The sequence below is a fragment of the Comamonas thiooxydans genome, assembly GCF_002157685.2.
Lineage (GTDB): Bacteria > Pseudomonadota > Gammaproteobacteria > Burkholderiales > Burkholderiaceae_C > Comamonas > Comamonas testosteroni_H.
The window spans coordinates 318,851-340,734 of the sequence record NZ_AP026738.1 but is presented as its reverse complement, the minus strand read 5'-3'; the positions used below and the strand labels follow the sequence as shown (position 1 = coordinate 340,734).

The window sequence follows — 21,884 nt, the reverse complement described above, 5'->3', positions numbered from 1 at the left end:
GGCGTGTTTGACACACCAATCCACAGATCAGCAAGGTGCTGAAGATTTGTGCACAATCAATCTCTATGGCAAGCAAACATTGGATCGCAGGCATTGTGGCGGCCGCCGTCATCGGCGTCGGGGCCTGGGTGTATTCGGGCGCAGGGCAGGCCGCGGCGCCGCAATCCACCTTTGTGCTGCTGGACGGCAGCCAGAAAACCACCGCCGACCTCAAGGGCAAGGTGACGCTGGTGAACTTCTGGGCCACCAGTTGCACCACCTGCGTGGCAGAGATGCCCGAGATCATCAGCACCTACCAGAAGTACCAGGGCAAGGGCTTTGACACCCTGGCCGTGGCCATGAGCTACGACCCGCCCAGCTATGTCGTGAACTTCGTCGAATCGCGCAAGCTGCCCTTCCAGGTCGCGCTGGACAACACCGGCAACGTGGCCAAGGCATGGGGCGATGTGCAACTCACCCCCACCACCTTCATCGTCAACAAGCGCGGCGAGATCGTGAAGCGCTATATCGGCGCCCCCGACTTTGAGCAGTTGCACAAGCTGATCGAGAAGCTGCTGGCCGAGCCGACAAGCGCCTGAGCTCATTCAAAAACATAGCTGGCTACGCATGCCACTGCTAGATTTCAAGATGAAATCAAGCTGAAATCAGCCATCAACAAGCGCAAGGCGCTCATAAAAAAACCGGCAATGCCGGTTTTTTTGCGTCTGCCTGATGCAGAACAGTCTTGGCTTACTTATTGCGGAAGCTGTCGTGGCAGCTCTTGCAGCTATTGGCGGCCGGGCCGAAAGCCGTCTTGAGATTGTCCAGATTGCCGGTCTTGGCGGCAGCGTTGAGCTTGACGACTTCTGCTTCCATCTTGCCCGACAGGTCATGGAACTTGGCCTGCTCCTTCCACACCTCAGGCTTGGCCTTGCCGCCTTCGGTGCCGGCGCCGAAGCCGGCCCAGGGCAGCTTGGCCATGAAGGCCACCACCTCGGCGCTTTCCTGCGCGCTCTTGGCATCGAAGGGCATCTTGCCGTTGGCCATGGCGCCCAGACGGCTGAAATGCGTGCCCAGCACGCTCAGGGCGCTCTGGCGGTACTTGATGGCATCTTCAGCCTTGGCGAATTGGGCCGAGGCAGGCAGGGCCACGGTGGCAACCACAGCAGCGAATGCCAGAGTGGAAAAAGCTTTCATCGGGGTATCCTTTCTTGGTTCTGCAGCCTGCCGCAGGCGGCTGCCTGACCAGTATGGCAGAGTCACCCAAAGGCCGCGATTTGGGCTTGCGGCCCTGCCAGGGCACAATGTCCGGGTCCATCAGCCATGAAAAAGCCATGACAGAGTCCGCCGCACAAGCCGCCACGAAAATCCACAGAATCCGGATCTGGGACCTGCCCACCCGCCTGTTTCACTGGCTGCTGGCAATCTGCATCGTGGCCCTGGTGGTCACCGCCAAGATGGGAGGCAATGCCATGAACTGGCACCTGCTGCTGGGACAGGTGGTGCTGGCCTTGCTGGTCTTCCGCATTCTCTGGGGCCTGGTGGGCGGGTACTGGTCGCGCTTCGGCAGCTTCATCCCTTCTGCAGCAGCCATGAGACGCTATCTGAGCGGCGCATCGACCACGCAGGACCGCGCTGGCCACAACCCGCTGGGTTCACTGTCCGTGATCGCGATGCTCATCGTTTTAATAGCGCAGATCGCAAGCGGGCTGATGAGCGATGACGAAATCGCCTTCAGCGGACCGTTGACGCGTTTTGTCTCTGGCGAGCTGATCTCCAAGGCCACCGATTACCACGCCCACTGGGGCCAATATCTGATCTACGGACTGATCGCGCTGCATCTGCTGGCCCTCATTGGATACAGCATCAAGGGCAATAGACTGGTCCCAGCCATGGTCACGGGCGACAAATGCCTGGCCGAACCAGTCGCCGCGAGCCGCGATACCGCAGCCACCCGCATGCTGGCTGCGCTGCTGGCCGTGGTGGCAAGCGCACTGTCCTGGTGGATCCATCAGCTGGGCCAGGGCGCTGCTTTCTGAGTTCTGACAATGCAGCCTGCGCTTTAACCATGAAGCGCACTTGCCGCTACACTGGCCCTTCTTTCATCATTGCCTAGTTGCCGTGGACAAGCCCGCCGTGGACTTGCTGACGCCCAGCCTGGAGGAAATGGGTGCTGTGCGCCAGATCTTCCAGGAGTATGCGGACAGCCTGAACATCGACCTGGAATTTCAAGGATTCGAATCCGAAATCGCCGATCTGCCCGGCGACTATGCCCAGCCCCGCGGCCAGATCCTGCTGGCCCATGTGGACGGCGCCCTCGCCGGCTGCTGCGCGCTGCGACCGCTCGATGATTGCGACTATCCCAATGCGGCCGAAATGAAGCGCCTGTATGTGCGCAAGCCCTTTCGGGGCTTCGGCCTGGGCCGCCAGCTGGCCGAGGCCATGCTGGACGTGGCGCGCCAGAGCGGCTACGACCATGTGCTGCTCGACACGCTGGATGACATGGAATCCGCCCGCGCGCTGTATGTGGACCTGGGCTTCACGTCCATCGAACCCTACTACCACAACCCGCTTCCAGGCGCGCACTACCTCAAGGCCGATCTTTTCTGAGCCCGGATGCGAAAAAGGCATTGCCAGACTGGCAATGCCTTTTTTCTGTGGCGACGCGCCAAGCCGCCTAGCGGCGAGAACATCAGTCCCGCGCGCAGCGGCTCAGGGCTTCACCCATCAAGCCTTGGCCTGAGCCAGCATGGTGCCGGCATCGCTGACTTCAAACTTGCCGGGGGCCTCCACGTTCAGGGTCGCAACCTTGCCATCCTTGACCAGCATGGAGAAGCGATTGGCGCGCAGGCCCAGGCCCTTGCCGTTCAGGTCCAGCGTCAGGCCGGTCGCCTTGGCAAAGGCCGCATCGCCGTCGGCAATCATGCGCACCTTGCCAGCTACCTTCTGATCGCGGCCCCAGGCGCCCATGACGAAAGCATCGTTCACGGCCAGGCACCAGATTTCGTCCACACCCGCAGCCTTGAGCTCTTCGGCCTTGGCCACATAGCCTGGCAGGTGCTTTTCGGAGCAGGTGGGCGTGAATGCGCCGGGCACGGCAAACACGGCAATAGTCTTGCCGGCCAGAGCTTCGGGCAGCTTCACGGGGTTGGGGCCAAGGCTGCAGCCATTGCCTTCCACTTCCACATATTCCATCAAGGTCACTGCGGGCAGGGCATCACCAACTTTAATCATGACTATCTCCTTTGTTGCAAAGCACGGACCGCATTCTTGGCGGCCCAAATAAAAAAACGACCCACAGCATTGTGGGTCGTTTTCAAGGGCTTTGCAGCCGGCGGGCCTGGTTAGGCTTACACCAGAGCAGCCTTTTGAACCAAGCGGGTAGCAACCCAGTTCTTGGTCTTGGAGAGAGGACGGCTCTCGGTGATTTCAACCACGTCACCCAGCTTGTACTCACCTTGCTCGTCGTGAGCGTGGTACTTGCTCGACTTGATCATGATCTTGTCGTAGATGGGGTGCTTGACGCGGCGTTCCACCAGAACGGTCACAGTCTTGGCACGCTTGTCGCTGACCACCTTGCCAATCAAGGTGCGCTTGAGGGATGTTTTAGCTTCCGTCATGTCGGCTCCTTACTTGGCGGCTTGCTTTTCAGCAAGGATGGTCTTGGCACGAGCGATGTCACGGCGTGTAGCCTTGATGGTCGCAGTGTTGCCCAGTTGTTGCGTGGCCTTTTGCATGCGCAGACCGAAGTGAGCCTTTTGCAGGGACTTCACTTCAGCTTCCAGACCAGCCACGTCTTTTTGGCGGAGTTCAGCAGATTTCGTCATGTTGATCTCCTTAAGCACCAATGTGACGGGACACGAAGGTCGTGCGCAGAGGCAGCTTTGCAGCAGCCAGGCGGAACGCTTCACGGGCCAGCTCTTCAGGCACACCCACGATTTCGTAGATCACCTTGCCGGGCTGGATTTCGGCCACGTAGTACTCGGGGTTACCCTTACCGTTACCCATACGCACTTCGGCGGGCTTGGTAGAGATGGGCTTGTCCGGGAACACGCGGATCCAGATACGACCACCACGCTTGACGTGACGGGAAATTGCACGACGTGCAGCTTCGATCTGGCGTGCGGTCAGACGACCACGGTCGGTAGACTTCAAACCGAAATCGCCGAAGGCAACGGAGTTGCCACGAGTAGCGATGCCGGTGTTGCGGCCTTTTTGTTCCTTACGGAACTTGCGGCGTGCAGGTTGCAGCATGTTTATTCTCCTTTACCGTCCGCTGCTGTAGCGGGCGCGTCGGCCTTACGAACGCGCTTAACGGAATCAGCACCAGCGCCAGCAGGCTTGTCGCTGCCATCGGCAGGAGCGGCATTGGTGCCTGCGGGACGACGGCCACCACGGCCAGCGCCATCACGGCCATCACGGCGACCGTCACGACGGGGACCACGAGGACGACGCTCGTCTTCAGGACGGGGCGTTTCCACGGCGGGCAGATCGTTGCGGCCCAGGGTGTCACCCTTGTAGACCCAGACCTTCACGCCGATGATGCCGTAAGTCGTCTTGGCTTCGGAGAAGCCGTAGTCGATGTCGGCACGCAGAGTGTGCAGAGGCACGCGGCCTTCGCGGTACCACTCGGTACGAGCGATTTCGATACCGTTCAGACGACCGGAAGACATGATCTTGATGCCTTGAGCACCCAGACGCATGGCGTTCTGCATGGCACGCTTCATGGCGCGGCGGAACATGATGCGCTTTTCCAGCTGTTGGCAGATGGAGTCAGCGATCAGCTTGGCATCGATTTCAGGCTTGCGCACTTCTTCGATGTTCACAGCCACGGGCACGCCCAGGCGAGCAGCGAGTTCCTTCTTCAGGGCTTCGATGTCTTCACCCTTCTTGCCGATCACCACGCCCGGACGAGCCGAGAAAATGGTGATGCGGGCGTTCTTGGCAGGACGCTCGATCAGAACGCGAGCCACGGCGGCGTTCTTCAGCTTGGCCTTCAGGTACTCGCGCACCTTGATGTCTTCGGCCAGCATGCCGGCGAAGTCACGGTTGCTAGCGTACCAGCGGCTTGCCCAGTTGCGGCTCACCGCCAGACGGAAGCCGGTAGGATGGATTTTCTGTCCCATATTCTTCCTTAAGGCCTCAGTTACCCACTGTCACGTAGATGTGGCAGGTAGGCTTGCTGATGCGGTTGCCGCGGCCCTTGGCGCGAGCAGTGAAACGCTTGAGCGTAGTGCCTTGCTCGACGTAGATGGTCTTGACCTTCAGTTCGTCGATATCGGCGCCGTCGTTGTGCTCAGCGTTGGCGATAGCGGATTCCAGAACCTTCTTCACGATCACGGCAGCTTTTTTCTGCGTGAACTGGAGAATGTTCAGAGCTTGATCCACCTTCTTGCCGCGGATCAGATCCGCGACCAGGCGACCCTTGTCAACAGACAGGCGGACGCCACGGAGAACAGCACGTGTTTCAGACATGTTCTATTCCTTACTTCTTGGCTTTCTTGTCCGCAGGGTGACCCTTGAAGGTACGAGTCAGCGCGAATTCACCCAGCTTGTGGCCGACCATCTGGTCAGTCACATAAACCGGCACGTGTTGCTTGCCGTTGTGCACGGCGATGGTCAGACCGATGAACTCGGGCAGGACCATGGAGCGACGCGACCAGGTCTTCACTGGCTTCTTGTCCTTGGTGGCGATGGCCTTTTCGACCTTGGCCAGCAAGTGATGGTCAACAAACGGACCCTTTTTAAGAGAACGAGTCATTTGCTACCCCTTACTTCTTACGGCGCGACACGATCATGGTCTGTGTGCGCTTGTTGTTACGGGTGCGGTAGCCCTTCGTCAGATTGCCCCATGGGTCAACTGGGTGACGGCCTTCACCGGTCTTACCTTCACCACCACCGTGCGGGTGGTCGACAGGGTTCATGACCGTACCGCGGACGGTAGGACGAATACCCATCCAACGCTTCACACCGGCCTTGCCCAGACGGCGCAGGCTGTGTTCTTCGTTGGCAACTTCACCGATGGTGGCGCGGCACTCGATGTGCACCTTGCGGACTTCGCCCGAACGCATACGCACTTGAGCGTAGATGCCTTCGCGAGCCAGCAGAGTGGCGGAGGTACCAGCCGAGCGAGCGATCTGAGCACCGGCACCGATCTTCAGTTCGATGCAGTGGATGGTCGAGCCCACGGGGATGTTGCGGATAGGCAGGGTGTTGCCCACGCGGATAGGAGCTTCGGAGCCGCTGATGATGGTAGCGCCGACTTCCAGGTTGCGAGGAGCAATGACGTAGCGACGCTCGCCGTCTGCATAGCACACCAGAGCGATGTGGGCAGTACGGTTGGGGTCGTATTCAATGCGCTCAACCTTGGCGGGGATACCGTCCTTGTTGCGCTTGAAGTCCACCACACGGTAGTGGTGCTTGTGACCACCGCCCTTGTGGCGAGTTGTGATGTGACCGTTGTTATTACGACCGGCCTTCTGGAATTGAGCTTCCAGCAGGGGGGCAAAGCCCTCACCCTTGTGCAGGTGGTCGCGAGTAACCTTCACCGCGCCGCGTTGGCCGGGGGTCGTAGGTTTGAGCTTGATAACAGCCATGATTACGCAGCCTCCCCGGACAGGTTCAGCTCTTGACCGGGCTTGAGCATCACGTAAGCCTTGCGCACATTGTCGCGACGGCCAACGGTCTTGCCAAAGCGCTTGGTCTTGCCCTTGGTGTTCACCACAGACACGCCAGCCACTTCAACCTTGAACATCAATTCCACAGCGGCCTTGATTTCGGGCTTGGTAGCGTTCTGCAGCACCTTGAATGTCACAGCATTGGACTTTTCAGCAACCAGAGTGGCCTTTTCGGACACGATGGGAGCGACCAGCACTTGCATCAGACGACCTTCGTCAAACTTGGTAGTGCTCATGCGAACATCTCCTTGAGTTTGTCGATCGCACCCTTGGTGACGAGCACTTTCTTGTAGTGCACCAGCGACACGGGGTCTGCATAGCGCGGCTCAACCACGAACACGTTCTTCAGATTGCGGGATGCCAGGTACAGGTTCTCGTCGATTTCTTCAGCGATCACCATCACCGACGAAGACAGGTTCATAGCCTTGAACTTGTCTGCCAGCACCTTGGTCTTGGGGGTATCCAGCGTCAGGGATTCCACAACTGCCAGACGGCCTTCGCGGGCCAGCTGAGACAGGATGGCAGCCATACCGGCGCGATACATCTTCTTGTTGATCTTCTGCGAGAAGTTTTCTTCGGGCAGATTGGGGAAGATGCGACCGCCGCCACGCCACAGAGGCGAGGAGGACATACCAGCACGTGCACGGCCTGTACCCTTTTGCTTGAAAGGCTTGGCAGTGGTGTGACGCACTTGTTCACGATCCTTCTGGGCGCGAGTGCCTTGACGTGCGTTGGCACGGTAGGCAGTCACCAGCTGGTGGACCAGATCTTCGTTGAATTCACGACCGAACACAGTCTCGGGAGCTTCCACCTTGGAAGCGGCCTGGCCTTGTTCATTCAGGAGTTCGAGCTGCATTAGTTCGCTCCTTTGGAAGCTTTAGCCTTGATCGCGGGGCGCACGGAAACGAAGCCACCCTTGGCACCAGGAATGGCACCCTTGATCAACAGCAGTTGGCGTGCTTCGTCGATACGAACCACGTCGAGGTTTTGAGTAGTGACGGTTTCGTCGCCCATGTGGCCAGTCATACGCTTACCGGGGAACACGCGACCGGGGTCTTGTGCCATACCGATAGAACCGGGAACATTGTGCGAACGGCTGTTACCGTGCGAAGCGCGCTGCGAACTGAAGTTGTGGCGCTTGATCGTGCCGGCGTAACCCTTACCGATGGAGGTGCCTTGCACGTCCACCTTCTGGCCAACGCTGAACAGCTCTGCCACAGGCAGAACGGCACCAGCGGCATACTTGCCAGCGGTTTCATCGGTCACGCGGAATTCACGGGTCACTTCACCGGCTTCGACACCCGCCTTGGCGAGGTGGCCGGCTTGAGGCTTGGTCACGCGAGAAGCCTTGCGTGCACCGAAAGTGACCTGCAGGGCCACATAGCCATCGTTCTCTTGGGTTTTGACCTGAGTCACGCGGTTGTTAGAAACATCCACCACTGTGACAGGCACTGCGTCCCCATCATCAGTGAACAGACGCATCATGCCCACCTTGCGACCCAGCAACCCCAGGGAGTTGCTCAGACTCATTTGTTTGCTCCAAAACTTTTGCCGCTGAAACTGCAATTGGCCCAGCGTTGTGCTCTAGCAATCATGCCTAGCACACAAAAGAAGGTTAATAAAACTTCGCATCAAAGGCGAAGCTCCAAATTTTAACGCGAACTGCTTTTTCAAGCAAGTTCGCGTTAAACAAAGACCCTTAAAAGCCTCTTGCGAGGCTTCCAAAACTCTTATTGCAGTTTGATCTCGACGTCCACACCTGCGGGCAGGTCCAGCTTCATCAGAGCGTCAACAGTCTTGTCAGTCGGATCCACGATGTCCATCAGACGCTGGTGCGTACGGATTTCGAACTGGTCACGGCTGGTCTTGTTGACGTGAGGCGAACGCAGGATGTCGAAGCGCTTCATGCGTGTCGGCAGGGGTACGGGACCCTTGACGATGGCGCCGGTACGCTTGGCGGTATCAACGATTTCGGCTGCAGACTGGTCGATCAGCTTGTAATCGAAAGCCTTCAGACGGATACGGATTTTTTGCTTAGACATTGTTAATTCCTAGCTTTTCTAAGAATTAGGCAATGATCGTGGCAACCACACCGGCACCAACGGTACGACCACCTTCGCGGATAGCGAAGCGCAGACCTTCTTCCATGGCGATGGGGGAGATCAGCTTCACAGTGATCGACACGTTATCGCCAGGCATCACCATTTCCTTGCCTTCGGGCAGTTCGATGGAGCCGGTCACGTCAGTTGTACGGAAGTAGAACTGGGGACGGTAGTTGTTGAAGAAGGGAGTGTGGCGACCGCCTTCGTCCTTCGACAGCACGTAAACTTCAGCAGTGAAGTTGGTGTGGGGCTTGATGGAGCCGGGCTTGCACAGCACTTGGCCGCGTTCCACGTCTTCACGCTTGGTGCCGCGCAGCAGCAGACCCACGTTGTCGCCAGCTTGACCTTGGTCCAGCAGCTTGCGGAACATTTCCACGCCGGTGACGGTGGTCTTGACGGTGTCCTTGATACCGACGATTTCGATTTCTTCGCCGACCTTGACAATACCGCGCTCGATACGGCCGGTCACCACGGTACCACGACCGGAGATGGAGAACACGTCTTCCACGGGCATCACGAAGGCGCCGTCAACAGCACGCTCGGGAGTGGGGATGTAGGTGTCCAGAGCTTCGGCCAGCTTCAGGATGGCAGGCTCGCCCTTGTCGGACTGGTCACCTTCCAGGGCCAGCTTGGCGGAACCGCGGATGATGGGGGTGTCGTCACCGGGGAAGTCGTACTTGGACAGCAGCTCGCGCACTTCCATTTCGACCAGTTCCAGCAGTTCTTCGTCGTCCACCATGTCGGCCTTGTTCAGGAACACGATGATGTAGGGCACGCCCACCTGACGCGACAGCAGGATGTGCTCGCGAGTCTGGGGCATGGGGCCGTCAGCAGCGGAGCAAACCAGGATAGCGCCGTCCATCTGAGCGGCACCAGTGATCATGTTCTTCACATAGTCAGCGTGGCCGGGGCAGTCCACGTGAGCGTAGTGGCGGTTGGCAGTTTCGTACTCAACGTGCGAAGTGTTGATCGTGATACCACGAGCCTTTTCTTCGGGGGCGTTGTCGATCTGCGAGTAATCCTTGGCTTCACCGCCGAAGTGCTTGGACAGCACGGTAGCGATAGCAGCAGTCAGGGTGGTCTTGCCGTGGTCAACGTGACCGATGGTGCCCACGTTCACGTGGGGCTTGGTACGTTCGAACTTTTCTTTTGCCATGATTTCTCCGAAAGAGCAAAAACCTGTGTGATGTTTAAGGTCTGCACCTCATTGCTGACTCGCCCCGCACAGGAAACAGGACGGCATGGGATCGCAGACCGGCAAAAATCGCGGCAATCCTCAAAGGACTGCCGCGATTGGAAGCCGTAGATTATGACTGATTCGTCAAACCTGCGTCAATTACTTGGCGCGGGCAGCAACGATGGCTTCAGCCACGTTACGAGGAGCTTCAGCGTAGTGCTTGAATTCCATGGTGTAGCTGGCGCGACCTTGAGTCATGGAGCGCAGCGAAGTGGCGTAGCCGAACATTTCGGACAGAGGCACTTCAGCCTTGATGGCCTTGCCGCCACCAACCATGTCGTCCATGCCCTGAACCATGCCGCGACGCGAGGACAGATCGCCCATCACGGTACCGGCGTAGTCTTCGGGCGTTTCCACTTCCACAGCCATCATGGGTTCCAGGATGACGGGGTTGGCCTTGCGGGCAGCTTCCTTGAAACCGAAGATAGCAGCCATCTTGAACGCCATTTCGTTCGAGTCCACATCGTGGTACGAACCGAAGGTCAGCGTAACCTTCACGTCGACCACGGGGTAGCCAGCCAGCACGCCGGAAGTCAGGGCTTCGATCACACCCTTTTCCACTGCAGGGATGTATTCGCGAGGAACCACACCGCCCTTGATGGCGTCGACGAACTCAAAGCCCTTGCCGGCTTCTTGAGGTTCGACAGTGAACACCACGTGACCGTATTGACCCTTACCACCGGACTGACGAACGAACTTGCCGTCCACGTCCTTGACCGCGCTGCGGATGGTTTCGCGGTAGGCAACCTGGGGCTTGCCCACGTTGGCTTCCACGTTGAATTCGCGCTTCATGCGGTCAACGATGATTTCCAGGTGCAGCTCGCCCATGCCGGCGATGATGGTCTGACCGGATTCTTCGTCGGTACGCACGCGGAAGGAAGGATCTTCTGCAGCCAGACGCGACAGGGCAATACCCATCTTTTCCTGGTCGCTCTTGGACTTGGGTTCCACAGCCTGTGCAATCACGGGCTCGGGGAACACCATGCGCTCCAGCACGATAGGCGCTGCGATGTCGCACAGGGTTTCACCGGTGGTCACGTCCTTCAGGCCCACGCAGGCAGCGATGTCGCCGGCACGGATTTCTTCCACTTCCACGCGGTCGTTGGCCATCATCTGCACGATACGGCCGATACGTTCCTTCTTGCCCTTGACGGCATTCAGAACAGTCTCGCCCTTGGTCAGAACGCCAGAGTACACGCGCACGAAAGTCAGCTGGCCCACGAAGGGGTCGGTCATCAGCTTGAAGGCCAGAGCCGAGAACTTCTCAGCGTCGTCGGCCTTGCGGCTCAGCTTCTTCTCTTCGTCATCGGGGTCGGTACCGGTAACGTCAGGGATGTCCACAGGAGCGGGCAGATAGTCGATCACGGCGTCCAGCATGCGCTGCACACCCTTGTTCTTGAACGCGGTGCCGCACAGCATGGGCTGAATTTCGGTGGCCAGGGTACGAGTACGCACGCCGAGCTTCACTTCTTCTTCAGTCAGAGTACCTTCTTCCAGGTACTTGTTCATCAGCTCTTCCGAAGCTTCAGCAGCGGCTTCCACCAGGTTTTCACGCCACTTGTTGGCGGTTTCCACCAGCTCGGCGGGGATGTCCTGGTATTCGAACTTCATGCCCTGGGAAGCTTCGTCCCAGATGATGGCTTTCATCTTGACCAGATCGACCACGCCCTGGAAGTTTTCTTCAGCGCCGATTGGGATCACCACGGGCACAGGGTTCGCGTTCAGGCGAGTCTTCATGCCTTCATAGACCTTGAAGAAGTTGGCGCCGGTACGGTCCATCTTGTTCACGAAGGCCAGACGAGGCACCTTGTACTTGTTGGCCTGACGCCACACGGTTTCGGACTGGGGCTGCACGCCACCCACAGCGCAATACACCATGCAAGCACCGTCCAGCACGCGCATGGAACGCTCCACTTCAATCGTGAAGTCCACGTGGCCGGGGGTGTCGATGATGTTGAAGCGGTGCTCGGGATAGGACAGATCCATACCCTTCCAGAAGCAGGTCACTGCAGCGGAAGTGATGGTGATACCACGCTCTTGCTCTTGCTCCATCCAGTCGGTGGTGGCAGCGCCGTCGTGCACTTCGCCCAGCTTGTGGGTCACACCGGTATAGAACAGGATACGTTCTGTAGTAGTTGTCTTACCTGCGTCAATGTGAGCGGAAATACCGATGTTGCGATAGCGCTCAATGGGGGTCTTGCGAGCCATGATGGATCCTTGCTTGATCGTATGGGAGTACTGCCGGCCCCGCATTGTGCGCAGGAGGCAGCAGCTCTATATGGGGGCGCTCAGAATCGACACAAGGCCGCAGCAAGTTTTTGCATGCGGCCCTGTATCTCGAGCGAGATTCCGATTAGAAGCGGAAGTGGCTGAAGGCCTTGTTGGCTTCGGCCATACGGTGCACTTCGTCACGACGCTTCATGGCGCCGCCACGGCCTTCCGTAGCTTCCAGCAGCTCGTTGGCCAGGCGTTGAGCCATGGACTTCTCGCCACGCTTGCGGGAGGCTTCCTTGATCCAGCGCATGGCCAGAGCCAGACGACGGACGGGACGCACTTCCACGGGCACCTGGTAGTTGGCACCGCCAACACGGCGGGACTTCACTTCAACCATGGGCTTGACGTTGTTGATGGCAACAACGAAAGCTTCCAGAGGGTCCTTGCCGGGGTGCTTCTTCTCGATCAGGTCCAGAGCGCCATAAATGATGCGCTCAGCAACCGCCTTCTTGCCGCCTTCCATGATCACGTTCATGAATTTGGACAGCTCTACATTGCCGAACTTGGGATCCGGCAGGATTTCACGTTTGGGGACTTCGCGACGACGTGGCATTTTTTACCTCTATCTTTGCTTCAGTTGGCATCTTTTCAGATACCGCGAGAGCTATTCAAAACTCTCACTTACTCGACCCGCACAAAACATTCGTGCTCAGGGCCACTACGTTTGACCGCGCCAGTCAGGCGAATCAAACACCGTTTGTTTTCAAAAAACCAGGGCTGATTACTTAGCCTTAGGCTTCTTGGCACCGTACTTGGAGCGAGCTTGCTTACGGTCCTTGACACCTTGCAGGTCCAGGGAACCGCGCACGATGTGGTAACGCACACCGGGCAAGTCCTTCACACGACCACCGCGCACCAGCACAACGCTGTGCTCTTGCAGGTTGTGGCCTTCACCGCCGATGTACGAAATGACTTCGAAACCGTTGGTCAGACGAACCTTGGCCACCTTACGCAGAGCCGAGTTAGGCTTCTTGGGAGTGGTGGTGTACACACGGGTGCACACGCCACGGCGTTGGGGGCAGTTTTCCATAGCAGGGCTCTTGGATTTAACAACTTCTACCGTGCGGCCCTGACGCACGAGTTGGTTAATGGTTGGCATTAATTAAACGTCCCTAAACGTGAATTTGCTTCGTGAAAGCAAAAGGTTTATCCGCAGCAACAGATGCCGATGCGGAAACGTGAATCCCTTCGGAAATTCCGAAAAGCCCTCGAATGTACCAGCTTGCGCAAATCAGCACAAGCACCTGTGGGCAATAGCCCCCAGGCAGCAAGATGCTTTGCATGGCCGACAAAGGCTGTTGCCGGCAGGAGCAGCCTCCTGCCGGCCCGGGAACTTACTTGATCCAGAGGCGGATGGTGTCCCACAGACGGCCGAAGAAGCCTGCCTGCTCGACGGCCTCAAGCGCCACCAGCGGCACCTCGGCCACCACATCCGCGCCCGACTTGACCTTGAGCACGCCCATGGACTGGCCCTTGGCGATAGGAGCGATCAGCGGATCCTGGCGCACCACTTCGGTGGTCAGCTTGCCGCCGGTGCCCGAGGGCACGGTCACCACCACGGCGCCGTCGGCCTTGCCGATCTTGACGGCATTGGCCGCGCCCTTCCAGACGGCCGGAGTGGCCACGGGTTGATCGGCATCGAACAGCTTGACCGCATCGAAAGCGGTGTAGCCCCAGTTCAGCAGCTTCTGGCTTTCGTTGGCACGCGCCTTTTCGCTGGCCGTTCCCAGTACGATGGACAGCAGGCGGCGCTGGCCCACATTGGGCAGATCGCGCTTGGCCGTGGCCACCAGGCAGTAGCCGGCGGCATTGGTGTGGCCGGTCTTCAGGCCGTCCACGGTGGGATCGCGGAACAGCAAGGCATTGCGGTTGCTGCCGTTGGAAGCGGGCGTGCCGGGATAGCTGTACTGCTTGGTGGAGTAGTAGTGCATGTACTCGGGGAAGTCATGCATCAGGCGCTGGGCCAGTATGGACAGGTCACGCGCCGTCGTCAGGTGGCCGGGCTCGGTCAGTCCTTCGGGGTTCTTGTAGCTGGTGTTCTTCATGCCCAGGGCCTTGGCCTGGTCATTCATCATCTTGACGAAGTTCTCGGCCGTGCCGCCCACGGCCTCGGCCAGTGCCATGGTGGCATCGTTGCCGGACTGGATGATCATGCCGCTGAGCAGATCATTGACGGGAACCTGCATCTTGGGGTCGATGAACATGCGCGAGCCGGGCATCTTCCAGGCGCGCTCGCTCACGGGCATGCGTTGCTCCAGCGTGATTTTCTTGGCACGCAGGGCGTCGAACACCACATAGGCCGACATCAGCTTGGTCAGCGATGCCTGCTCGACGGGAGCGTCGATATCCTTGGCACCCAGCACCTGGCCGGCAGTGACGTCCACCAGCAGATAGTTGCGGGCAGCGATTTCGGGAGGGACAGGGGCCGCCACCTGTGCCATGGCAAACACGGGCGCCACTGCGGCCGCAACGGCCAGAACACGCAGTGTGGAGTAGATGGGCTTCATGAAGAGGATTCTCGCTAAAGCAAAGGTAAGCGCGGTGATTTACCGTCGAAAACGGCCAAAGCCAAGGATATACCTAGGCTTGGCGCTATGAAAAGAGGGGTTGACCGAGACAGGGCAGCAATTCACGTGCGTCAGGGTGTGGCGACTGGCTCTTACTGTGACTTCAGGTGGCGCACCACCAGGTTCTTGAGCAGAGGCAATTGTCCGTGAAAGAAATGGCCGACCTGCGGAATCACGGTAACAGGCAGTATCTGCGGGCGCGCCCAGTCCATCACGGCGGACAGCGCCACCGTGTCGTCCGCCTCGCCGTGAACCACCAGCGTCTGGTCATGGGCATCGGCAGGCACGGGAGCCACCTCGAAGCGGCTGGCGGCCGTACCAACCAGCACGGCCTTCTGCACCCGACCTTGATCCCAGAGCTGGGCCAGCGCATGGCTGGTGACAAAGGCGCCAAAGGAAAAACCGGCCAGGGCAATCGGGCCTTCGGGAGCCACCTGCTGCACCACGGCCAGCAAATCCTGCAGCTCGGCCTTGCCGGCGTCATATTCGCCAGCACTGGCACCCACGCCGCGAAAATTGAAACGCACGGCCGTATAGCCGCACTGCACAAAGGCACGCGCCAGGGTCTGGACCACCTTGTTGTCCATGGTGCCGCCAAACAGCGGATGCGGATGGGCGATGATGGCCACGCCCTTGGGGCTCTGCCCTTCGGCCAGTTGCGGCGCATCGCGCAGGGCCTCAATGGCACCGGCAGTGCCGGTGAGCGTCAGTCGTTCGGTCTGGGAATTCACGATTGCTATCCTAGTTGTAGCTTTTTGCGCTTGCTGTAATTGGGCTGACGCTTGAAAACGCTTAAAGTTCCTGAACCAGCAAGCCCAAAGTCGGCCGCACCAGGCAAGAACCGCCTTGCCGCAAGCCTGTCAGGACAGCCAAAGGACTCAAGGCGGCCAGATCAGCGTCCCACGCTTTCGGGCAGCACCAGGCGCTCGACCACCTTGCCGTTCTTGAGATGGGATTCAACGATTTCATCGATATCGCTGTCGTCGATGAAGGTGTACCAGACGGCCTCGGGATAGACCACGGCCACGGGACCGCCAGCGCAGCGATCCAGGCAGCCAGCCTTGTTCACTCGCACCTGCCCCTTTCCGGCAAGCCCCTCTTCCTTGACTTTGCGCTTGCAGTGGTCAAAGCCCGCCTTGGCGCCGTGCAGAGCGCAGCAGTCCTCACCGTTGGGGCGCTCGTTCAGGCAAAAGAAGATATGACGCTGGTAGTAGCCACCGGCCTGGTCTTGATTCTGGATGTCGCTCATGGTGGGTCATTCTAGGCAGGCTGTTGACGACGCGAGAGTCGAATCACTACATACGCCAGTGTCACGTAAGGCCAGAGCCAGCCCAGCCATTGACCCAGGCCGTAGAAGCGGATGAAACGGCCTTGCTCCCAGGCCTGCAGGGTCTGGGCGAAGTACACATTCGTCGGCGCCTGATTGAGGATGCTCAGATGCAGTACCAGCACCAGCAGCAATAGCACGGCGCACATGCGGCGCGAGGCAGGCAATGCAATCACGGCCAGACCCAGCCCACCCCAGACACCCAGGCGCACCGGCAGGTCCACCCACTCCCAGGCATGGGCCGGACCCCAGCTCAACGCGGCCGACAGCGCTGTCACTCCCACCCCTGCCGCCACCAGAAGCAGTCCGGCCAGCGCGCGGCGGCCCATATGACGCACGGCGCAGTAGGCCAGCAGGCAGGGAATCCACAGCCCCAGCATCACGCATAGCATCTCCGTCACCAGCGACAGCGGCGTCATGGCGAAATCGCCCAGCGGCAACCAGTCCTCGAACGGCGTGTTCAGCAGCCAGTCCTGCAAGGTGTCGTCGATGCGCTCCAGCACTTGGCCCAGGCCAAACGGCACGGCCGCCGGAAACAGCAGCGCAAACGGCCACAGCGCCAGCAGCACCAGCACGCCAGCACCGCCCTCGCCCAGCCACTGGTTGCGAAAAGCACTCCAGCGAGAGAGAGCCCCCAGCCTCTCCAGCAGCGCAGCCAGCAGGGCACCGATCAGGGTGCCGCCGGCATTGAGCACCAGATCCAGATTGGACGGCACGCGGCGCGGCAGATAGATCTGCAGAAACTCCATGCACAGCGACAGCAGCGTGCCGGCAAGAAAAGCCAGCGGCACGGCCAGCCTGGGCTGGCCTGAGCGCATCAGGGCCAGCGCCAGAAAAAAGCCCAGCGGCGCATAGCCGACGATATTGGTGTTGACGTCGAACCAGGTCCAGTACGGCGGCGGAATCCTCGCGAACAGGAATACGCTGGGATCAATGCCCTGGGCGCGCCAACCGTCAAACGGGAACAGGCTGGCAAAGACGATGAGCAGTCCATAGACCAGCGCCAGCGGCCAGGCCGAGGTATGGCGCATGGAAATCACCGGCACCGCAGAATCGGACACAGTCGCCTCCTACTCTAAGCGCAAGATTCAGAAGGGCTTGACCACCACCAGAATCACGGCAGCGATCAGCAGCAGCACCGGCACTTCGTTATAGAAACGGAACCAGCGATGGCTTTTGTGACAGGTGTTGTCCGCCAGCTTGCGCAGCAGCACGGCACAGCTGTGGTGGTAGCCGATGACCAGCAGCACCACGGCCAGCTTGGCATGCAGCCAGCCGCCCGCGAAGCCCCAGCCCAGCCACAGCCACAGGCCCAGACCCAGCGCGGGCACGGCCAGCATGGTGGTGAAGCGCAGCAGCTTGCGCGCCATCAGCAGCAGGCGCTCGCGTTCGGCCACCGAGCCCGGCGTGACCATGGCGATGTTGACAAAGATGCGCGGCAGGTAGAACAGACCAGCAAACCAGCTGGCGACAAAAACGATGTGAAAGGCTTTGACCCATAGCATGGAGCCAGTGTAAAGGCCTGCGCTGCGCCACAGCCGCTGCGCGCCGCGTCTTTACCTCGAAGCTCGGGCCTTGTCGCGCCGGTCGTCATGGAATAGTCACGCAGCTGCAAGCCAAGCCATGACGAATGGGGCACAATTTTCCCCATGCATTTGTCCAGCCCTACTCCTTTTCCCCAGAATCGTCCGCGCCGCCTGCGCCGCGATGCTTTCACCCGCAATCTGGTGCGCGAGAGCGTGCTGACGCCGCACGACTTCATCTACCCCGTGTTCGTGCACGAAGGCCAGAACAAGCGCGAGGCCGTGCCCTCCATGCCCGGCGTGGACCGCCTGAGCCTGGATCTGCTGCTGCCCGTGGCCGAGGAATGCGTGAAGCTGGAGATTCCCTATCTGGCGCTGTTCCCAGCCATCGAAGCCAGCCTCAAGACCCCCGACGGCAAGGAAGCCCTGAACCCCGACGGCCTGATCCCGCGCGTGGTGCGTGCACTGAAAAAGGAATTCCCCCAACTGGGCGTGATGACCGATGTGGCCCTGGACCCCTACACCAGCCACGGCCAGGACGGTATCCTGGACGAGAGCGGCTACATCATCAACGATGACACCGTGGAAGTGCTGGTCGGCCAGGCCCTGGCCCATGCCGAAGCCGGCGTGGACATGGTGGCCCCCAGCGACATGATGGACGGCCGCATCGGCGCCATCCGCGAGGCACTGGAGCTTCAAGGCCATATTCACACCCGCATCATGGCCTATAGCGCCAAGTACGCCAGCGCCTTTTACGGCCCCTTCCGCGATGCCGTGGGCACACGCGGCGCCCTGGGCAAGGCCGACAAGAATGTCTACCAGATGGACCCGGCCAACACCGACGAAGCCCTGCGCGAAGTGGCGCAGGACATCGCCGAAGGCGCGGACATGGTCATGGTCAAGCCCGGCATGCCGTATCTGGACGTGGTGCGCCGCGTCAAGGACGAGTTCAAGGTGCCGACCTTCGCCTACCAGGTGTCCGGCGAATACGCCATGCTCAAGGCCGCTGCCGCCAACGGCTGGCTCGATCACGACGCCGTGATGATGGAAGCCCTGCTGGCCTTCAAGCGCGCGGGCGCCGACGGCATCCTGACCTACTTTGCCATCGACGCCGCCAAGAAGCTGCGTGGCCTGTAACAAAATTGATAGCTGTCAGCGCAGGTCATGCTTGCGCCTGAGAGCATTTCAGGCATGATCTGACGGCCCGTGCAGCTTGCCCGGGCCGTTTTTGCATTCGCCTTCTGCACTGACATCGAGACTGACTATTCCCATGCGTGTGCTGCATATCTCTCCCCTCTATGCCCAGCCAGTCGACGGACTGCCTACGCAGGCGGCGACAACGGGGTTCTACTGGGTCTCCTGCACACGCTCGGAGCTGGAGGCTCAACTGCCAGCCATTCAGACCATGCTGGCCCGGCTGGGCGGCTCCACCCTCGTGGACCTGCATGTCTCCGACCTGCTGAATCCGGCCATCCCCTCCAATTACGACTACACCTCGGTGTACGACGTGCTGGTGTTCCGCCGCCTGGCCAACGCCCATCTGCCGCCGCTCAACGGCAGCCACGCCCCCGCCTCGCCAGCCGTGACCACACCGCCAGGCCTGCCTGCAGTGATGACAGGCACCGGCAGTGCGGCATCCTGCGCCCCACCGCCATCCCACAGCCTGGCCCACAGCGGCCAGCGCGAAGCGCCGGTGCTGCAACGCGTGGAAACCCAGCCCGTGGGCTTTGCGCTGTATGACCAGATCCTGCTGTCCGTACATCCCGACGGCTGCTTTGTGCTGGAAAACTTCTGGCAGCGCCTGATTTCCGGCCCCGCCAAGACTGACGGCCGCCAGATCAGCACCAAGATGCCCGTGGAGCCTGCGGACCTGATGCTGCGCATGGTCAACGGCATGGTGGACGGCTATCTGGACCTGCGCCGCACGCTGACGCGCCAGATCGACCACTGGCAGATGGCGCTGCTCAAGCCCAACAAGCGTTTCAGCAACTGGGCCAGCGTGCTCGACGTGCGCCTGGCGCTGCATCAGCTTGATGAAATCTGCGAAGACCAGCGCGCCGCCGTACAGGACTGGACCGAGGCGCTGGAGGGCTGGCCGCCCGAGCACACACCTGCGCGCCAGCATGAGCGCGAACTGCTGCGCGTGCGCTCGCGCGACGTGCTCGAACATATAGAGCGCGTGACTCACCACATTCACCGCATGGAGCAAAGCGCCGAGACCGCCGTGCAGATGCACTTTTCGGCTCAGAGCAACCGCGCCAACGACATCATGCGCACGCTGACCACGGTGACGGCCATCTTTTTACCGCTGAACCTGATTGCCGGCATCTTCGGCATGAACTTCGAGTTCATACCCTTCGTGCACAAAAAGGACGGCTTCATCTGGGCCCTGGTGGCCATGGTGATCATCACCGTGGTGCTGGTGGCCTATTTCTGGCGCCGCCGCTATCTGGAAAGCGAAGAAAAAGAATGACCCCCTGAGGCGCTTCCGCGCCCTCCTCCAAGGGGGACGACATCCTCGCTGCGCGGCGGCGCTTGCCTGATGTCTCTGATGGGGGACCGCCCAGCGGCAACGGGCTTTAGATAAAAACAGCTGCTTGCGCTTATATATCAAGCACAAGCAGCTATTGTTTTTAGATCAACCCAGATGCTGGGCGAAGAAGGCCAGAGTGCGCTCACCTGCCAACGCTGCAGCGGCTTCGTTGTAGGAGCCGCGCTGGTCGCAGTTGAAGCCGTGGTCGGCGTCGTAGACATGCACTTCCACCTGGGGCTGGGCCTTCTTGAAGGCTTCGACTGACTCCAGCGAGATGTAATGGTCCTTGCTGCCGAAGTGGGCCAGCACCGGGCACAGTGCCTGACGGCTGGCTTCCAGCTCGCCGGTCATGCCGCCGCCGTAATAGCAGACCGCCGCCGAGACGCTGGCCAGATTGCAGGCCGAGCGCCAAGTCATGAGGCCGCCCCAGCAAAAGCCCACCACGCCGATCTTGCCGCCGGGCACCAGCGTCGCCGCATGGGCCACGGCCGCTTCCACATCGCGCAGCGCGCCAGGCTCGGGCAGGGCCTCCACTGCGGTCTTGAGCGCAAAGCCGGCCTTCATGTCTTCTTCGCTGTACCCCAGCTCCACATCGGGCTTGACGCGGGCAAACATGGCGGGCGCCACGGCCACATAGCCCTGGGCTGCGTAGCGGTCTGCCACGGAGCGGATATGCGAGTTCACGCCGAAGATCTCCTGCAGCACCACGATGGCACCGCGTGCCTGGCCCTCGGGCATGGCCACATAAGCCGGGGTTTTTGCGCCATCCACGGCTGTCAGTTCAACAAAGCTGCCCATTGCGAAGCTCCTTAACATGGTTCAAAAGGGAAATCCGCGACGCGGCCGCCAGCAATGCTGTAATGGCTGATGCCGCGTCGATGATTCGGCCATTTTTTCACAGGAGTGTTGATGCCAGCTATCCCAGCCCCACAAAAGGCCGACAGTCGCAAGAAGCCCCCCATGCCAGGAGGCGAGCTGTAATGGATATCAAGCCGTTGATCACCCTGGTCGCCATCATCAACCCGCTGGCCATCGTCCCGTTCTTCATCCACTACACGGCCGGCTTCGACGCCGAGCAACGCTGGCAGACGATTCGCACCGCCGCCTTTGCCGCCTTCTGCGTGATTGCGGTCTGCGCCCTGCTGGGGTTGCAGATTCTGCAGTTCTTCAATATCTCGCTGCAGAGCTTTCAGGTCGGCGGCGGCCTGCTGCTGCTGATCAGCGCGATGAACATGCTCAACGCCCGCCCTGCCGAAGACCGCCCCAACAATGCCACGCTGGCAGCCGGCGTCGAAAAGGCCGCCGAGGGCAACAGCATTGCCGTCGTGCCGCTAACCATTCCGCTGCTGACCGGGCCCGCCGCCATGTCCACCGTGGTGATCTATGCCGATCAGGCGCGCACCATCTGGCAGCATGTGGCACTGGTCGGATACGGCGTGGTCGTGGCCGCCGCCATCATGGTGTGCTTTTCGCTGGCCCACCCGATTGCCCGTGTGCTGGGCAAGACCGGCATCAATGTGATGACCCGGCTCATGGGCCTGATTCTGGCCGCGCTGGCCATCGAGGTGATGGCGGGAGGCCTGATCAAGATCTTCCCCATCCTGGCCTCCCCGGCGATATACCCTTGACCCCCTGAGCGGCTTCCCCCAAGGGGGAGGCGGCGCT

The 21,884-nt window shown here is 60.2% G+C and carries 29 protein-coding genes; 6 read left to right on the top strand and 23 right to left on the bottom strand.

The features are described from left to right. Positions 1 to 65 precede the first annotated feature (65 nt). Positions 66 to 578 (top strand): TlpA disulfide reductase family protein, encoded by a 513-nt coding sequence (locus tag CTR2_RS01550; protein WP_087085364.1) that lies wholly within the window; start codon positions 66 to 68, stop codon positions 576 to 578. Positions 579 to 729: 151 nt separating this feature from the next. On the opposite strand, the gene CTR2_RS01545 is transcribed toward CTR2_RS01550, so the two are convergent. Next, positions 730 to 1,176: a c-type cytochrome gene (locus tag CTR2_RS01545; protein ID WP_087085365.1), complete on the bottom strand. Its 447-nt coding sequence runs from the start codon at positions 1,174 to 1,176 to the stop codon at positions 730 to 732. Between the two features lie 107 nt (positions 1,177 to 1,283). Between CTR2_RS01545 and CTR2_RS01540 the strand changes: the two genes are divergently transcribed. Further along, a complete protein-coding gene (locus CTR2_RS01540) occupies positions 1,284 to 2,018 on the top strand; it encodes a cytochrome b/b6 domain-containing protein (RefSeq protein ID WP_087085759.1) in 735 nt (244 codons plus the stop codon). A gap of 82 nt (positions 2,019 to 2,100) precedes the next feature. Beyond that, positions 2,101 to 2,589 carry a GNAT family N-acetyltransferase gene (locus CTR2_RS01535; protein WP_087085760.1) on the top strand — a complete coding sequence of 163 codons (489 nt, stop codon included), beginning with the start codon at positions 2,101 to 2,103 and terminating at the stop codon, positions 2,587 to 2,589. A 117-nt stretch (positions 2,590 to 2,706) separates the two neighbouring features. On the opposite strand, the gene CTR2_RS01530 is transcribed toward CTR2_RS01535, so the two are convergent. From CTR2_RS01530 to CTR2_RS01430, 21 genes are all read right to left on the bottom strand, one after another. Next, on the bottom strand, positions 2,707 to 3,213 hold the full coding sequence (locus CTR2_RS01530) for a peroxiredoxin (protein ID WP_003065420.1): 507 nt from the start codon (positions 3,211 to 3,213) through the stop codon (positions 2,707 to 2,709). Between the two features lie 116 nt (positions 3,214 to 3,329). After that, complete coding sequence (gene rpsQ, locus CTR2_RS01525; protein ID WP_003059401.1) at positions 3,330 to 3,599, bottom strand: 30S ribosomal protein S17; 270 nt, start codon at positions 3,597 to 3,599, stop codon at positions 3,330 to 3,332. 9 nt (positions 3,600 to 3,608) lie between these two features. After that, on the bottom strand, positions 3,609 to 3,806 hold the full coding sequence (gene rpmC / locus CTR2_RS01520; RefSeq protein WP_003059403.1) for a 50S ribosomal protein L29: 198 nt from the start codon (positions 3,804 to 3,806) through the stop codon (positions 3,609 to 3,611). Positions 3,807 to 3,816: 10 nt separating this feature from the next. Continuing rightward, positions 3,817 to 4,233, bottom strand: a complete 417-nt coding sequence (gene rplP, locus CTR2_RS01515; RefSeq protein ID WP_003059405.1) for a 50S ribosomal protein L16 — start codon at positions 4,231 to 4,233, stop codon at positions 3,817 to 3,819. A 2-nt stretch (positions 4,234 to 4,235) separates the two neighbouring features. Next, the gene (gene rpsC / locus CTR2_RS01510) at positions 4,236 to 5,105 is read right to left on the bottom strand and encodes a 30S ribosomal protein S3 (RefSeq protein ID WP_003059406.1); all 870 of its coding nucleotides are present in this window, start codon (positions 5,103 to 5,105) and stop codon (positions 4,236 to 4,238) included. 16 nt (positions 5,106 to 5,121) lie between these two features. Continuing rightward, complete coding sequence (gene rplV, locus CTR2_RS01505; RefSeq protein ID WP_003059408.1) at positions 5,122 to 5,454, bottom strand: 50S ribosomal protein L22; 333 nt, start codon at positions 5,452 to 5,454, stop codon at positions 5,122 to 5,124. 10 nt (positions 5,455 to 5,464) lie between these two features. Then, positions 5,465 to 5,740 carry a 30S ribosomal protein S19 gene (gene rpsS / locus CTR2_RS01500; protein ID WP_003059413.1) on the bottom strand — a complete coding sequence of 92 codons (276 nt, stop codon included), beginning with the start codon at positions 5,738 to 5,740 and terminating at the stop codon, positions 5,465 to 5,467. A 10-nt stretch (positions 5,741 to 5,750) separates the two neighbouring features. Continuing rightward, on the bottom strand, positions 5,751 to 6,575 hold the full coding sequence (gene rplB / locus CTR2_RS01495) for a 50S ribosomal protein L2 (RefSeq protein WP_003059414.1): 825 nt from the start codon (positions 6,573 to 6,575) through the stop codon (positions 5,751 to 5,753). Positions 6,576 to 6,577: 2 nt separating this feature from the next. Beyond that, on the bottom strand, positions 6,578 to 6,892 hold the full coding sequence (gene rplW / locus CTR2_RS01490) for a 50S ribosomal protein L23 (protein WP_003059415.1): 315 nt from the start codon (positions 6,890 to 6,892) through the stop codon (positions 6,578 to 6,580). Beyond that, complete coding sequence (rplD, locus tag CTR2_RS01485; RefSeq protein WP_087085366.1) at positions 6,889 to 7,512, bottom strand: 50S ribosomal protein L4; 624 nt, start codon at positions 7,510 to 7,512, stop codon at positions 6,889 to 6,891. Before rplD ends, rplW begins: the two co-directional genes overlap by 4 nt. Next, positions 7,512 to 8,186 carry a 50S ribosomal protein L3 gene (gene rplC, locus CTR2_RS01480; protein WP_003059417.1) on the bottom strand — a complete coding sequence of 225 codons (675 nt, stop codon included), beginning with the start codon at positions 8,184 to 8,186 and terminating at the stop codon, positions 7,512 to 7,514. Before rplC ends, rplD begins: the two co-directional genes overlap by 1 nt. Before the next feature lie 200 nt (positions 8,187 to 8,386). After that, a complete protein-coding gene (gene rpsJ / locus CTR2_RS01475; protein ID WP_003059431.1) occupies positions 8,387 to 8,698 on the bottom strand; it encodes a 30S ribosomal protein S10 in 312 nt (103 codons plus the stop codon). A 25-nt stretch (positions 8,699 to 8,723) separates the two neighbouring features. Next, positions 8,724 to 9,914: an elongation factor Tu gene (tuf, locus tag CTR2_RS01470; protein ID WP_012836789.1), complete on the bottom strand. Its 1,191-nt coding sequence runs from the start codon at positions 9,912 to 9,914 to the stop codon at positions 8,724 to 8,726. Positions 9,915 to 10,094: 180 nt separating this feature from the next. Then, on the bottom strand, positions 10,095 to 12,203 hold the full coding sequence (gene fusA, locus CTR2_RS01465; protein WP_087085367.1) for an elongation factor G: 2,109 nt from the start codon (positions 12,201 to 12,203) through the stop codon (positions 10,095 to 10,097). Positions 12,204 to 12,348: 145 nt separating this feature from the next. Further along, the gene (gene rpsG, locus CTR2_RS01460) at positions 12,349 to 12,822 is read right to left on the bottom strand and encodes a 30S ribosomal protein S7 (RefSeq protein WP_003059438.1); all 474 of its coding nucleotides are present in this window, start codon (positions 12,820 to 12,822) and stop codon (positions 12,349 to 12,351) included. Positions 12,823 to 12,990: 168 nt separating this feature from the next. Further along, the gene (gene rpsL / locus CTR2_RS01455; protein WP_003059441.1) at positions 12,991 to 13,368 is read right to left on the bottom strand and encodes a 30S ribosomal protein S12; all 378 of its coding nucleotides are present in this window, start codon (positions 13,366 to 13,368) and stop codon (positions 12,991 to 12,993) included. Positions 13,369 to 13,603: 235 nt separating this feature from the next. Beyond that, the gene (locus CTR2_RS01450) at positions 13,604 to 14,776 is read right to left on the bottom strand and encodes a D-alanyl-D-alanine carboxypeptidase family protein (RefSeq protein ID WP_003059442.1); all 1,173 of its coding nucleotides are present in this window, start codon (positions 14,774 to 14,776) and stop codon (positions 13,604 to 13,606) included. A gap of 152 nt (positions 14,777 to 14,928) precedes the next feature. Then, positions 14,929 to 15,567, bottom strand: a complete 639-nt coding sequence (locus tag CTR2_RS01445; protein WP_087085368.1) for an alpha/beta hydrolase — start codon at positions 15,565 to 15,567, stop codon at positions 14,929 to 14,931. A 161-nt stretch (positions 15,568 to 15,728) separates the two neighbouring features. After that, positions 15,729 to 16,085 (bottom strand): (2Fe-2S) ferredoxin domain-containing protein, encoded by a 357-nt coding sequence (locus CTR2_RS01440; RefSeq protein WP_034357909.1) that lies wholly within the window; start codon positions 16,083 to 16,085, stop codon positions 15,729 to 15,731. Between the two features lie 11 nt (positions 16,086 to 16,096). Further along, complete coding sequence (locus tag CTR2_RS01435) at positions 16,097 to 17,194, bottom strand: VanZ family protein (protein ID WP_087085761.1); 1,098 nt, start codon at positions 17,192 to 17,194, stop codon at positions 16,097 to 16,099. A 57-nt stretch (positions 17,195 to 17,251) separates the two neighbouring features. Further along, on the bottom strand, positions 17,252 to 17,668 hold the full coding sequence (locus CTR2_RS01430; protein ID WP_003064013.1) for a CopD family protein: 417 nt from the start codon (positions 17,666 to 17,668) through the stop codon (positions 17,252 to 17,254). Positions 17,669 to 17,812: 144 nt separating this feature from the next. Between CTR2_RS01430 and hemB the strand changes: the two genes are divergently transcribed. Further along, positions 17,813 to 18,823: a porphobilinogen synthase gene (hemB, locus tag CTR2_RS01425; RefSeq protein ID WP_087085369.1), complete on the top strand. Its 1,011-nt coding sequence runs from the start codon at positions 17,813 to 17,815 to the stop codon at positions 18,821 to 18,823. A gap of 133 nt (positions 18,824 to 18,956) precedes the next feature. Beyond that, entirely contained in the window at positions 18,957 to 20,159 is a 1,203-nt protein-coding gene (locus tag CTR2_RS01420) for a magnesium transporter CorA family protein (protein WP_087085370.1), read from the top strand. Positions 20,160 to 20,324: 165 nt separating this feature from the next. Here CTR2_RS01420 and CTR2_RS01415 read toward each other — a convergent pair whose 3' ends face one another. Continuing rightward, the gene (locus CTR2_RS01415; RefSeq protein WP_087085371.1) at positions 20,325 to 21,017 is read right to left on the bottom strand and encodes a dienelactone hydrolase family protein; all 693 of its coding nucleotides are present in this window, start codon (positions 21,015 to 21,017) and stop codon (positions 20,325 to 20,327) included. Positions 21,018 to 21,199: 182 nt separating this feature from the next. On the opposite strand from CTR2_RS01415, the gene CTR2_RS01410 reads away from it, so the two are divergent. Then, entirely contained in the window at positions 21,200 to 21,847 is a 648-nt protein-coding gene (locus tag CTR2_RS01410) for a MarC family protein (protein WP_003059455.1), read from the top strand. Positions 21,848 to 21,884 lie beyond the last annotated feature (37 nt).